We start from the raw sequence: 13,361 nt of genomic DNA on the forward strand, positions 1-13,361 counted from the left end.
ACACCTTCGAGCGGCTTCGGAGCTGCCTCACGTCTCCCACCTGCACAGATCCGCCGCCAACCCGCCCCGCATGCCCACCAACTGTCGAACTCGGGCAGCAGTGGACCGGCGATATAGATAATTTCCTGTGCCGAGGCGTCCAGGGAAAGCGCGACCCGCTGGTGCTCCCGGTCGGGCATCAGTGACGCCAGCGTCGCGCGCAGGGCCGCATCCAGCGGCGGCCGGGCCAGACCGGCGACCACCGCGCCCAGCAGCATGGCGCCGTCGGTCAGGAGCAGACAGAAGCCGACGCTGGCCACCATCGCGCTCACTGTCAGCACCCGCAGCTGGCCCAGCCGGTCAACCAGCCTGCCCAGCAAAGGGCCTCCGGCGGCGTTGGCTGCCAGATACACCGTCGCCAACGCCCCGGCTGCGGCGTAGCCGTCGCGGTGCCCACCCGCCAGGACGACCGCCAGCGGTGCCATCCCCGACGGCAACCGGCCCAGCAGCGTGCTCAGCAGCAGCCGGGTGGCATACGGAACCCGCAGCACCTGGCCGTACGTGACCGAAGGCACGGCACCGCCGGCGGTGGCAGAAGGGCACGGCACGGAAGGACTCCAGAGAGAAGGGCTGGCACACGGCGGCCGGCCGAGGCCGCTGCGGGCGGAGGGCGGGCAGCGGCGTGCCGGGCGGATGCGTCAGGCGGTGAACTGGTGCGTGCTGGAGCAGTTGACGGGGCGTCCGCCCCGTTTCACCGTGCAGACCTCGATCTTGTAGGTGGCGCCGTCCTGCAGATCGAAGTAACTGGCGCCCTTCGTGGTGCACTTGCCGTCGACCTTGGTGTCGGCCACCCGGTACAGCAGCGAGTTGTTGATCGTCAGGATCTGCACGAGCGCCAGGTAGCCGTCGCGCTTAATGTCGCAGGCCGTGGTCTTGTCGCCGGCGGCGATGAAGCGGCCCTTGGCTCCGCCGTTGGTGCTGTACCACCAGCCGGAGTCGGCGCTGGCCGGGCTGGTGGCCAGGGCGGCGACGGTGGCGGCTGCGCCGAGAGCGACGGACAGGGAATACCGGACGAAGCGGTGCGTCGTACGCATGCGAGGAGTTCCTTTCATCGTGGGGTGGTGGGGGAAAGCGGCCGTGTGCGGTGCCGGTTGACGAGCACGGCAAGCGGCAGGCAGGTGACGGCGCCGAGAGCGCCGCAGGAGAAGGTCGTGACGGCCACGAGGCCGGGCCCGCCCTGGGCGAGCGAGAAGCCGGCGAGGACGGGAGCGCAGATCACGGCGGTGGCCAGGCTGGTGCCCCACACGCCCGCGTACAGGCCGCGTGCCTGCGGCGGGGTGATCCGGTCCACGACCGCCTGCGCGGCGACGATGGCGGTGATCTCGCCCGGGACTGCCGCCGCGGCCGCCGCGGCGTACTGCAATGTCGACGACGCCAGGCCCGCGCAGCCGATACCGGTACCCAGCACCAGGGAACTGGCGGCCAGCAGCCCGACCATGGAGGAGGACCCGGGGCGGCGCGCCAGCCAGTCGGTGGCTGGCACGGACAGCAGCAGGACCGTTGCGGCGCTGGCGACCTGCGTCCAGCCGTACGCGGACGCTGGCAGCCCGGAGTGCTCCATCAGCAGCGGCAGGATGTTGAAAACGCCCGCCACCGGGACGAATCCGAGGACGCTGGCCAGCCACAGCAGCCACAGCCGGCCATCCCTTACCGGCCCGGCGGCGAGGTCGACCGGCCCGGGCGCGGGCCGGTCGCCGGGCAGGACCGCCAGCACGACGACGGCGAACACGGCGCAGGCCACGGCGTTGATCCAGAAAAGGGCCGACAGGCCGGCGGAATCCGCCAGCAGACCACCGACGGCACCCGTGGTCGCGGCGCCCACGTTGATGCCGAAATGCCGCCAGCCGGTGATCCTGGCGCGCGTGGCCTCGTCGGTGATCTCGTCGGCCACGAACGCCGAGATCACCGGCCGGGGAGCGTCGTAACACATCCCCGCGATGACGGCGGCCGCGCCGACCGCGACCGGCGCCGTCGCCTGCGCGAGCAGCGGCAGCACCGCGGCGGACACCAGCAGGGCGCTCACCAAGGTGGTCCGGCGCCCCAGTGTGGCGGCGAGCCGTCCGCACACGAGTTGGCCGACCAGCCAGCCGACGCCGAAGGCCGCGAGGACGCCGCTGACGCCCCGGGCGGGAAAGTGCAGTTCACTCAGGCGGTAGGACAAAAAGGGGTAGGCGAAACCGGCCGCGCGCACGGCGCTTGCCCCCACGACCAGCACCCAGACGGCGCTGGGCTTGCGTGGCCGCGTGGCAGAAACCGGGAGGCGGACGGGAGAGGGACGGGCAGGCAGGTCGGTCGACAGCAAGGCAACTCCCGAGGGCAGTCCAGGACACCGAAAGGCGGCGCCGGGACTGGTGGGGGCGGGCAACGGGACCAGAGTTCGGCCCAGGGCGCGAACGCGTCGGCACTGGCGTGAAAACCGGGGAGCGAGAGCGTCAGCAGGCACACGGCCTTGCAGCCGGAAGCCGTGCTGGACACTCGGCTAGCTCAAACAGCCGCCATCAGGCGGTAGTTGAGCCCGGAAGTCAGGAGGACCGGCTCAGCCGCGGTGTCGGACTCCGCCGACAGCGCGCACCGTGGTGCGCCTCGCGGCCAGGGCTGCCCGGCCGGGCCGCGGGAACGATGCCCTCAGGGCCGCAATTGGGTCGCGCCGTACCTCGCAGCAACGGCGGGACGGCGTCGAAAGGGAAAGACACAGCAGCCTCCATGGTGAGGTGCTGGGTGCTCGGCACACGACGGCCGACGGGCACCTGCGTGAGCGGGCGCCGTGGCCTATCCTGTGCGCGGCGTGCGCCAACACGCCTCGAGCGCCCCAGGTTGGTTACTGATCCGGTTCTGGTGGTGCGATGACTCCTCGCTGGAGTCCCTACGGGCGGCCGTTCCCTGGGCCAACAGGGGGCGGCCGCCTTCATCGCATGTACTCCGCGCATCTGCGGGCCGTGTACAGCGTGGACACCCAACGCCCCGACCACCTCTGGGCCAACAGAGATCGCCAGGCATCAAGAGAGGGCGTCCACGCGAGAACCGGCCAGCGGGCGGTCTCAGCGCCGCGCGCTCAGGGCACGGCCTGGCGCGGCAACTGCCGGCCGTTGCGCGTGCCGGCCGACTTCACGGCGCCACGATCGCAAAGCATCAATCTCCCCGTGCTGCTCTGAGTCGTCAGCGGAACTGACGGCGCGCCCCCGACGGCGCGGCGGGCAGACGCCGACTCAACCCTCCTCATGAGACCATCCGGTCTTAAGGAGACTGAGCAGTCCCATCTGTCGCAGCCGTCGACGGCCGCTTCGGTCTGTATCCCCCAAGGCCCGCGAATCCCCCGGAGTACGACTCAAGCTCCCAGCTCAGACATCAGGCCGGATGCTCACAGATCTCGACCTCTCTCACCTCCCGCGAGGCGAAATGTCCGAGATCCCCTCGTACTGTGTGGGCTACACGGGACTGTGCGGTCTACCTTTTCGGCGCCAAGTCTGGAACCCTGACTGAGGACACGTCAAGCGAACAGTGACCACACCATTACCGGGAGGCCCAGTTGTTACCGGATCGGGCGCAAATTGCCGTACCGCTAGCGCCCTGCAATCCTCCGGCGCCGCGGCCGGCGTACCGATCGCACCCGGCCCCGGTTTCCCTGCACGGACACCACACCCCCGCACCTGCGCCCACCGGTCCCAGCCGGCTGCACAGCGAGCCCCTCGACGCCAAGACGACCGGAACTGCACACGCCATGACCGGACCCACCGCGCCAGCCGCTCCCCGCCCAGCCGAGCAGCTCCCCGCCACCGTGGAGGAACAATGTACGCAGAACCCAATTCTTCCGGCACGCCAAACCCCACCGGCATCCAGGTCGCCATCGGAGAACTGATCTCCGGGTATACCGTGTGCCCGAACGGCTGCGAGATCCTGGAATTCTTCGACGTGAGGACCGCACACGAGTTACGGAAATCGGTTCTCTGCCCGAAATGCGGCAAAGCGCTCGAACGGATACCCCTGCACGTGATCACTGTATAAACAGGTTGCCGCAGCGTCCACCCCGGGCGGGCACCCCGAAATGACCCATCCAGGCAGGTGCACCGGTCCCAGCCTCATGGATGGGCGGCGAAGGCGAGAAATGACCGAACAGAAAACGACTCGGAAGATCCAGCAGCGCGCGATCGACGCGAAGGCGCGCATCATCGACGCCGCAGCGCGCGAATTCGTCACAAAGGGATACCGAGGAGCGAGCCTCAGTGACATCATCCTCGAAGCGGAATCGAACAAAAGATTCTTCTACAACTACTTCCCAGGAGGGAAAAGGGACATAGCGAAGGCCATCATGGAAAATACCCTGACGATGGACGGACTCCGCCCGCAGCGCCTCAAAGTCCAAGAAATCTATGACATCGGCATGATCCTGGCACACCGAGTCGCCCGCGAGGACGCACTTCTCGCCGCCCTGAAACTTTCCTTCGAATACGGCTCCAGCGAGGAATATGGAACCCCCTGGCCGGACTGGGTCGCCTTCAACACCGGTCAGCTGACAGAAGCCCAGCAAAAGGGGGAACTGAGGCCCCACGTCATACCCGAAGAACAGGCCCGGCAGATCCCCGGCACATGGTCCGGACTGGTGCTCACCGCGATCGTCATCGACGGCGGCCTCGACCACCTCGAGACCCACATCTCGCGGGCCTACCAGAACCTCCTCGGTGCGATCGCGGTTCCAGAGGTCCTCCCCTTCGTCGACTTCTCCGTAGACCGAGGAGAAAAGCTCTACACTGAATTCCTCCTCGAAGGACAGCCACAACCAGACGCTGCCGACGAGTGAGACGACGGATCACCCTGCACCCGCGCCCGGCAACCGTACCGTTGAAATAGCGTGCGGCGGCCGGGCCTCAAGCTGCTTTCCACCCCGTCCATCACCCAGAGGACAGTTCACCCCGCGACGCTGAATGACTTCCCCCACTATCGACAGAGTCGGATGCTGCCGCTCGCCCCGCATTCGAGGCCCCTTATTGGCCCCGCCCCGGACTAGTGGCGATGCGCCCCATCGACAGCCGGGTCGCAGAGGCCGCCGGAGTACGGTGCACAGAAAAGACACAGCACGGCCTCTTGGCGCAGTCAAAACGTGATTCGCGCAACAGGCACCAAACAAGGTCTGGTGCATGAACGTTCAACTGTAAGGGTAGGCACGGCTCGCGATTAAGGTGAGATCATGCGAGAAGGAGCCCCCTTGGATTCCGCCACGGCTGCACCGTCAATCAACCCACGGCGCGCGCTGATCCAGCTCTTCTCCCGGCTACGCACAAGCAAGGGCCAAAAAAATCCACTGCCCATCTACACCCAATTAACAGCAATGGGTGAAGTAATTCCGGCACCATGGGGCGGAAATCTGGTCACGTCCTACCGTCTCTGCCATTCCATCTTGCGCGACAAAACATGGACGGTCCCGGACCGCGCCTGGCGCTCCCGCCAGTCCAACAACACCCGGTGGCGCTCACCCGCCTCACTACAAATGAGCCAGACGCTGCCACTCCTCAACCCGCCCCACCACACCCAGATACGCAGGACCCTCGGCAACCCCTTCGACCAGAGCACACTGTTCGCCCTGCACCGCACGGTAGAAAAAGCGGTCGACCACCTTCTCGACGACTTCACCGAACGACTACGCGACGGGGCGGCGGACTTCGTCACCCTGGTCAGCGAGGAACTCCCCGTCATCACCATCGGACAATGGATGAACCTGCCCCCGGCCGACTACGCACTCCTGCGCACCCTGACCCATGACCAGGTACACACACAGGAGTTGTTCCCCACGGCAAGCGACCTCGCCCTCTCCGACGCAGCAACAGCCCAACTACGCGCGTACTTCAGCGAGTTCATCAAGGAACGCCGAAAGAGACCCGGCAACGATCCCGTCTCACAGTGGATCCACACCTGGGACGCACACGAAGCCGACCGAGACGCCGCCGACGCAGCAGTCCACTCCCTCGCCCTGTTCATGATCCTGGCGGCACTGGAAACCACATCACATCTGCTCGCCAACACCGTCCGCCTGCTGCTCGAGCACCCGTCCCAAATGGACGCCATACGTTCACAACCCGACGTGATACCGGACGCGATCGAAGAAGTCTTGCGCTACGACGCTCCCATCCATCTCATCAGCCGCGTCGCAGCCGCCGACACCCACCTCGGCGAAATCCCCGTACCCGCAGGCGAAATGGTGCACCTCCTGATCGGCGCCGCACACCACGATCCCGCCCAGTACACCCACCCCCATGTGCTCGACGTCGGCCGCCGCCGCGGCCCGCGCGAATCCGGCACCGCACCAACGACCGGTCCATCCGCGCACCTCGGATTCGGCGCGGGAATTCACTACTGCCTCGGCAACGCCCTCGCCCGCCTGGAAGCCGCCACCCTCCTTACCGGCCTCCTCAAACGCCCCCTCCGCCTGAACATCACCGCCCCCGCCCAGTGGGCGCCGCGCATCGCCTTCCGACGCATGACATCCCTCCATCTGGCCGCCCCCTGAACCGCCCCCACCCCCAAGGATGACTCGCCGTGATCAACGACTTCAAGACCCTGCACGTCACCTAGACCGACAACGACCGCGCCCTGCGCGTCCGCCTGAACCGCCCCGACCAGGGCAACGCACTCTCCTCACAGGTCCTCACCCGTGAGCAACCTCCCACCCTTCATCCCGAACCTGTCCACCACCAAGAACGACTTGCCCAGCTCATTGAGCGTCAGCTCAAGCCGGTAGAAGTCGACCTCACCACCGCCGTTGCGGTACGGCCGGATACGTTCCGTATTCAAGTCTCGCTTCCACTCCTCGAACGGCACCGCCGCGAAGACCTCATACTCATCGTCCCAAATACTGCAATCTGCTCTGTACTGGTCATACTCCGTCCCGTCGTACGTCTCCGGGTGCACGTGGGCGTCAGCCCACGCGAACAGCTTCGGCACCACCTCGGCGTAGCTGGCGAGACCAAGGAACACACCCCAACTGGCCAGCTTCTCGGGTTCTTCGCCGTCCTCGTTGTCTATGCCTAGACGAATGTCGCCTCGTCCTGAACCCTTGTTGATCCACTCCTCCATGTCGACCACCAGCCGCTTGCCGCTGGCCAGCAGCTCCATCCATGGCTTGGCCAGCTGCAATTCACGGATACGCAGCTCGTATGGATCGCCCTCGGCAGCCTCCCGGAGGGCCTTTCGGGCGGTAGCATCCAGCACCTGGGCTTCCGGCACCAGGAGCTTCCAGCCGCCGGTGGATGTCTGCTGGAGCGTCTTTCGATTCGCCAACTGCCAGTGGCAGCGCTTCGTCTCCGGGTGGTACAGCACCACAGCCACCGGAAGCGAGTGGTTGAGCCAGTAGGCCACGTGCTCGATGTCTGGCCGAAACCACCAACCCTCTGGCGCCGTCTCCCGGAACCAGCTCATCCCACTTTTGATCTGCAGCGCCAGCAGCCGACCACGGACGTCCTCGCCGTCGACAACCTCGGCATGCGCGTCAATGCCGTAGTCCTCGGTGGGCTGCTCGCGGAACAGCCACTCCAGCTCGTCCTCGACGGCGAGCTTGGTGTGGGTCACCCCGGCAGTGGCGACCTTGGCAGATGGTTTACGGCGCATCACGGCTCCATCTTCTGCTGGAGTGCGGTCTTCACCAGCAACGGTGACTCGTTCGTGTGGCACGACCGCACCGGCATCCGGCCAGAGAACGAGGTCGAGATCCCGCTGGAGCAGTTCCCCTCTCCCGAAGCCCTCGGCGAGGGCCTGCGCCTGGAGTGCGTGTACTACTGCCTGCCCGGCACCGGGCCGGGATCCTTGCGGCTGGCCGCGCGCAGGCTCCAGCTGGCCGACCGGCCACGTAGACCAATGCGCACCCGCGCCCCGAGGACAGTGCGCACCCAACATCCTCTCGAAGGAAGACACGCGAGCCCTGCGCATTGACACGGACGCCACCGTTATCGACTTCGACCTCCCGCAGGCGGATGCGCATTCAGTGATCCGTACGCTCGCCGGCCCCCCGGAACCTCCGACCAGGCGGCCTCCCACGCGGGTCGTGATGCACATTCACGGCGCGGGCCGAGGCGACGGACTTCCCGAGAACCTCACCGTCTGGGCCCTGGCGAGCGCCTGGGGCGGCATGCCCCTGTACCCGTTCCAAGGGCCCGTCGTTGTCACCGGCCGACGCAGGACGGGGGCACGAGCGCGCTGGACGACACTCTCGCCGCGCACGTGCACGCGGTTGCGCAGACCGTACGGGTAACGCGGGAGAGCTGGCAGACCCGGCCGCCCGCGTCGAACGAGGCGGCCGTGAACGAACTGCTCGCCTACGCAGCCCGGGACGTGGCCGCCCACCGGTGGAGCACACTGCGCACCCGGCTACAGCGCTTTGCGCAGCGCCGAGCCGTTCCCGTTGAGGAGATCGCTGATCAGCTGCTCGGTCTCCACTTCGAGATCGCAGTCCAGTGACCGGTTGACCTGCTGAACCTGCGTGATCGCGGTGTGTAAGCCGGAGCGGTTCCCGGCCGCATGTTCGATCCGCATCCAGTCCCTGTAAAGGAGCTCGGCACTGTTGTCAGCTTCGAGGCCGGTCGAGATGGCCTGCCGGGCCGCGGTGAGGTCGTGGTGCGGTCCCGGCCGGGTGCGGTGCGTGGCCACTGTGTGGGCGACGTCGACGATCCTTGTGATCATCTCTTGCTGGAAGGGTCCCGCCCAAGGCAGCGGTCTTGCACCGAAGGGCCGCCCTCGCACCAGCCCGAGGGCCTTCTCCAGATCCGGCAGCCCGGCTGGTCCTTGGGGCAGTGCGCGCTCGGCGAGCTGGAGGAACCTGGTCCAGTCGCACCGCACTGCGGGGGAGAGGCGGTAGGGGTCGTCGCCTGTGCGGCGGCGCGGAACGTACGGGTTCCCGGAAGGGTCATTGCCCAGGGCGCTGCGCAGGCCGCGCAGCCGGGAGTTGAGGGTGTTCAAACTCCATGGGGCGAGCGGGTCCATGTCGTTGCACAGCGCATCGGCGGAGCGACCCGGCCGGAAGTAGAGCAATGAGGCGAGTTGCGCGGTCCTGGGGCCGTGCCCCGAGGTGGCAACGCCGTCCACCTCGACCGGCCCCAGGACACGGATCTCCGGGGCATGCAGGTCGTGTGCCTCCGGCTCCTCTGCAGCCCCACTGTTGTCCGGCTCCGGGAGTTGAACGGACGGCTCCTCCGGCGCTTCATTCTCTGCTGAGTCTTCGGTGAGCGCTTGGTCCTCGGGATCGTCCTCCCCCTGAGGCGGCGCGGTGGACAGGAGGCGAAGCCCGGCCGGGTCCGCCGACGCGGCCAACAGGGCTGGGAACACCTCTATGTCACCCTCGTTCTCATGCACCGTCACCGACGCGACCGGTGTGACAGAGGCCTTGTTCGCGGTGTAGGTGCCGGCGCCGGTGGCCTGGTCATTGGGCTCGCCCCTGGCGGGCCGGGGCGTCATCTCTGGGTCGGGTTCGTCCGGGACCTCTTCCCATGGCCCTTCGGCTGGCATGGCAGGCTGCCCGGAGACGGCGAGCGCCGTGGCGATCTGCTGGTACGCGGTGCGCTCCAGCCGCTGCACCGTGATCTCGATGCCGGCGCAGTCCAGCTGCTGTGGCTCGTCGAGCTCGGCGTTGAGGATCTCAGCATCGGGAAAGTGCGCGGCCGCCGCGGCCGCCGGTGCGATCAGCGTGACCGGGATCCGGGCCTTGTCGATGACGTCGGCGAACTGCCAGGCCGTGTCCTCGTCGAGAGAGGCGGTGCACAGCAGTAGATAGGGATGGTGGCTGGTCTCCGGCATCTGGTGGACCTCCAGCAGACGTTCGGAGAGATCCCGCAGGGCGTGCACGGCCTCACGCATGTGCATGATCCGCGAGGTGGGCAGCAGCCGGGGCAGGTCCTCACCGAATCCGACGGCGACCACTTCGACCACGCTGCCCCACGGGCTCATCCCGATCTCTACGGCGAGTGACGTGCACACTTCCGTGATGTGCGTCGGATCGCCGTCGAGTAGCAGCGCGGGCAACTGGGCCAAGTTCACCAGCAGGAGGTCACCGTCGGCGGTGCTGCCGAGGGTCACCAGCCCCGGATACGGTGCCGGCACCTGATGGGCGGCCTCTTCGTCCAGGAGCTCGGCGTCCCTCGGCAGTATCCACCAACCGTCACGTCCGGCCGAGAACGGCGCCAACGGTTTGAACGCCGGGTCCTCGGGCAGCACCTCCAGCGTGCGGGCCCCGATGCGGGCGGCCCGTAGCCCGGGCAGTCCGGCTTCGCCCTCCAGCCGGTGGGCCATCGTGCGCAGGGCCACGTCCAGACGGGCCGATCCGTCGGGCTCGGCGGCGGCCGCCAACTGCGCCTCGGCCGAGGAGGTCGCGGAGGAGATCGCGATGGTCTCACCTGGCTTGCGGCGACGGCGCTGCAGCATGCGGCGCGTGGCGAGCGCACCGGTCACGGCGGCTGCCAGCAGCGCACCAGCGCCCAGCACCGTCCGCAGCTGCGGCACTTGGCCTGCGGGTGACGTCGCAGGGGTATCTGAGGAGGGTGTCTCGGACGCCGACGTCGTGGGCGTGTGTGATGCCGACGGAGCCCCCGACCCGGGTGCGGCCGAACCGTGGTTGCCGCTCGAAGGCCCGCCAGCACCCTGGCTCGCATGCTCGGCGGGACGGCTCGACTCGCTGGGAGCCGGAGTCTCCGTTCCCGAGGTGGCGGAGCCACGGGGGGCCGCCGACTCACCACCTCCGGTGCCGGCGCTCCAGTCCTTCTCGGTGTGGTCCGGAGCCGGGGGAGCGGAGCGTTCGGTCCCGGAGCCGTCCTTTGTGTGCTCTCGGGGATGCGAGGGTTGCTCGGATGCCGCCTTGGGAATGGTGACCTGCTGCCCCGGGAAGATCTTGTTCGGGTCTGTGATATTCGGCAGGCCGTCTGGCTGCGCCGTGCCCCGGCTGGCCTCGAACAATTGCGGCCACTTGTTGCCGTTGTGGAGTTCCTCGGCCGCGATCTTTGAGAGGGAGTCGCCGGCCTCCACGGTGACCACGTCCCCATCGCCACCCTCGTCGGCCGTATCGCGTGTGCTGGAGGCGAGCTGCGTGCGGATGCCGGAGCCGGTCTCCTCACTGGGCACCTCGGCGTTGCCGGGCACGCGCAGAGTCGTGCCCTGCGGCACCACCGTGGCCGCGGTGGGCACTTCCGGATTGAGGCGCTGCAGTTCGCTGTAGCGCGTGCCGTCCCCCAGCAGCTGCTCGGCCAGTTCCCACCAGGTGGTGTCTTCCGCCCCCACGGTGAACTCCCGGGACTTCCCAGCCGCTGCCGTCTTCTCCGCCGCCGTACTCGGGGCCGGAGTGCTCGGCCGGCTGCCGGCTGCCTGGCCGGCCGACGGAACGTGGGTCGAGGTGGCGGTGACCGCCGGGGTGGCGGCACTGGCGGCGGCCGCGGGAGAGGCCAGCACGATGCTGCTCAGCAGAAACCCGGCCAGACGCTGACCGGTTGCCATGCCCGGCAGCCGCGGGGTCGTCCGCCGCGCCAGAACGGCGACGATCTCGATCAGAACGGGGACCACGAGCCACAGCCACGCGATCCACGCCGCCAGGGTCATCGTGGTCAGCAGTCCCGAGCCGTCATCGTCCGGGCTCAGCAGCACCGTGCGTGCCTCGTCCAGCGTCGGCACCGTCGCGGGCAGTGTGCCGAGGACGAGCAGCAGCGCGGGCACGCCGGCTACCAGAGCGGCCAGCGCGACGAACGCGAACAGGCCGCGCGCGACGGCCCGTGGCCACGAGCGGTCTCGGCGGCGCACGCGAGTGGGGGAGTGGGGCATGGGGTCAGCCTCCGGGCTGGTGAAGCAGGGTGGCAGTGCCGTGTCCCGTCACGGACATCTCACCGACGCCGATCAGGGAGGCGAAGTAGGGGTGGTAGGCAGCGCGCACGGTCACCGTGAGGCTCTGCCCGTCCTCGGCGATGGCGACGTCACCGTCGACGCCCTTGCTGTCGAGGAAGGAGCGGGCGGCGGCTTGGGCAGCGTCCGGGTCGACGACGATCGCCTCGCCGGTGATGGCCTGGCCGGGGTCGATCTGCTGGGCGCCGGCCCGCGCGGCCTCCTGGGCGACGTAGTCGGCATCCGACATCTGGTCCAGGGCCAGGCCGCCGTCGATGACCAGGCCGATGATGAGGAACGCGATCAGCACGGTGCCCGCGTAGAACAGTTCCAGGCCGCCGCGGTCCCGGCGGCCGGAAGGGATGCGAGGCCATCGACGCCATCTGGTCATGAGCCGCTCCGGGTTGCCCACGTGTCAACGACGGACGTCTTGGTGCTGGTGAGTGTCTTGGACCCGCCCACGCCGGGCAGTGCGAGCTCGCTCAGGGGCGCCGTGCACGAGACGGTGGCCGTCACGCTGGCGGCCTGCCCCACTGGCGCGGACAGCCCGCTGGTGTCCAACTCGACGCTGATGCCGGCGCAGTGGATACCGGAGTTGGCCAGGCTGGACTGTGCGGCCTGGCGTGCGTCAGCCTCGCCGGAGGCCGGGTCGCTCGCCAGCGAGGCGGTGCGCGCGGCGTCTCGGGCGGCCGCGTCGGCGGCGCCCTCGGCCAGCGCCACCCGCCCGCAGGCGATCGTGAAGCCGATCAGCACCAGCGCCACCGGCACGAAGATCGCGAGGCTCAAGGCGGCGCTGCCGCGGTCACGCTCCAGCTGGTCGGGCCACCGTTGCCATCTCATGGCCGGAATTTCTCGACGGGGGCCTGGACGCTCTGGCGCACGTGTCCGCTCCACCCGGGCACCAGGTTGATCACGTCGCCTTCTACAGCGACGCTGACCGTGTCGCCGTCGTCGCTGACCTGCACCACCGCGCCCTTCAAAGATCCGCCCATCCGGGCCAGGAACGCGTCGGCAGCTGCCTCTCCCGCACCTGGTGCGGCGTCGTAGGCCCGCTGCGCGTCCACGGCCTGTTGGGCTGCGTGGTGGGCCACCGACCGGCCGTGGAACCAGATGCCGCCCTGAATCAGGGTGAACACCAGCAGGAAAGCGAGCGGGACGACCATCGACATGTCCAGGGCAGTGGCGCCGCGGTCCTGCCGCCACCACGGTCGGCCGGCCAGGTGCCGCCACGGGCGTGTGCGTAGGGCAGGCATGGTCAAAAACCCAGGATCTGCTGGACTTTCTCGCCGACCGTGGTGTTGGCCGCCGCGTACACGACGCCGACCAGCGTGCCCCCGGCGACCAGGATCAGCCCCCACTCCAGTGCCGACGCGCCACGGTCTGTCGCATGTGCGCGGATCACAGCGCCGTGCCGGCGCAGTGCACCGAACACGAGGGAGAGGCGGTTGCGGACGGTGTGCATGACTTTCCTCCAGACGTTCACG

At 68.4% G+C, this 13,361-nt stretch carries 11 protein-coding genes; 2 read left to right on the top strand and 9 right to left on the bottom strand.

The genetic code is table 11. The features are described 5' to 3' along the window. The 3 genes from ABZZ74_RS45205 to ABZZ74_RS45215 form a co-directional block, all read right to left on the bottom strand. Positions 1 to 554 (bottom strand): MFS transporter (locus ABZZ74_RS45205; protein WP_356949959.1); only part of this gene is annotated, 554 nt, incomplete at its 3' end. Positions 555 to 677: 123 nt separating this feature from the next. Continuing rightward, positions 678 to 1,073 carry a hypothetical protein gene (locus ABZZ74_RS45210; RefSeq protein ID WP_356949960.1) on the bottom strand — a complete coding sequence of 132 codons (396 nt, stop codon included), beginning with the start codon at positions 1,071 to 1,073 and terminating at the stop codon, positions 678 to 680. Positions 1,074 to 1,087: 14 nt separating this feature from the next. Beyond that, the gene (locus ABZZ74_RS45215; RefSeq protein WP_356949961.1) at positions 1,088 to 2,245 is read right to left on the bottom strand and encodes an MFS transporter; all 1,158 of its coding nucleotides are present in this window, start codon (positions 2,243 to 2,245) and stop codon (positions 1,088 to 1,090) included. 1,896 nt (positions 2,246 to 4,141) lie between these two features. On the opposite strand from ABZZ74_RS45215, the gene ABZZ74_RS45220 reads away from it, so the two are divergent. Both ABZZ74_RS45220 and ABZZ74_RS45225 read left to right on the top strand, forming a co-directional pair. Continuing rightward, complete coding sequence (locus tag ABZZ74_RS45220) at positions 4,142 to 4,834, top strand: helix-turn-helix domain-containing protein (protein WP_356949962.1); 693 nt, start codon at positions 4,142 to 4,144, stop codon at positions 4,832 to 4,834. 405 nt (positions 4,835 to 5,239) lie between these two features. Then, positions 5,240 to 6,538, top strand: coding sequence for a cytochrome P450 (locus ABZZ74_RS45225; protein WP_356949963.1), 1,299 nt, complete (start codon positions 5,240 to 5,242; stop codon positions 6,536 to 6,538). 128 nt (positions 6,539 to 6,666) lie between these two features. Here ABZZ74_RS45225 and ABZZ74_RS45230 read toward each other — a convergent pair whose 3' ends face one another. The 6 genes from ABZZ74_RS45230 to ABZZ74_RS45255 form a co-directional block, all read right to left on the bottom strand. After that, entirely contained in the window at positions 6,667 to 7,698 is a 1,032-nt protein-coding gene (locus ABZZ74_RS45230) for a DUF4365 domain-containing protein (RefSeq protein ID WP_356949964.1), read from the bottom strand. Positions 7,699 to 8,391: 693 nt separating this feature from the next. Then, positions 8,392 to 11,820 (bottom strand): hypothetical protein, encoded by a 3,429-nt coding sequence (locus tag ABZZ74_RS45235; protein WP_356949965.1) that lies wholly within the window; start codon positions 11,818 to 11,820, stop codon positions 8,392 to 8,394. Between the two features lie 4 nt (positions 11,821 to 11,824). Beyond that, the gene (locus ABZZ74_RS45240; protein ID WP_356949966.1) at positions 11,825 to 12,268 is read right to left on the bottom strand and encodes a pilus assembly protein TadG-related protein; all 444 of its coding nucleotides are present in this window, start codon (positions 12,266 to 12,268) and stop codon (positions 11,825 to 11,827) included. Then, positions 12,265 to 12,717 carry a TadE/TadG family type IV pilus assembly protein gene (locus tag ABZZ74_RS45245; RefSeq protein ID WP_356949967.1) on the bottom strand — a complete coding sequence of 151 codons (453 nt, stop codon included), beginning with the start codon at positions 12,715 to 12,717 and terminating at the stop codon, positions 12,265 to 12,267. The genes ABZZ74_RS45240 and ABZZ74_RS45245 overlap by 4 nt, the downstream gene beginning before the upstream one ends. Further along, positions 12,714 to 13,130 (bottom strand): TadE/TadG family type IV pilus assembly protein, encoded by a 417-nt coding sequence (locus tag ABZZ74_RS45250; RefSeq protein WP_356949968.1) that lies wholly within the window; start codon positions 13,128 to 13,130, stop codon positions 12,714 to 12,716. Before ABZZ74_RS45250 ends, ABZZ74_RS45245 begins: the two co-directional genes overlap by 4 nt. Before the next feature lie 2 nt (positions 13,131 to 13,132). After that, positions 13,133 to 13,339 carry a hypothetical protein gene (locus ABZZ74_RS45255; protein ID WP_356949969.1) on the bottom strand — a complete coding sequence of 69 codons (207 nt, stop codon included), beginning with the start codon at positions 13,337 to 13,339 and terminating at the stop codon, positions 13,133 to 13,135. Positions 13,340 to 13,361: the final 22 nt, after the last annotated feature.

It is taken from the genome of Streptomyces sp. NPDC006476 (assembly GCF_040612015.1).
GTDB classification, from domain to species: domain Bacteria; phylum Actinomycetota; class Actinomycetes; order Streptomycetales; family Streptomycetaceae; genus Streptomyces; species Streptomyces griseorubiginosus_B.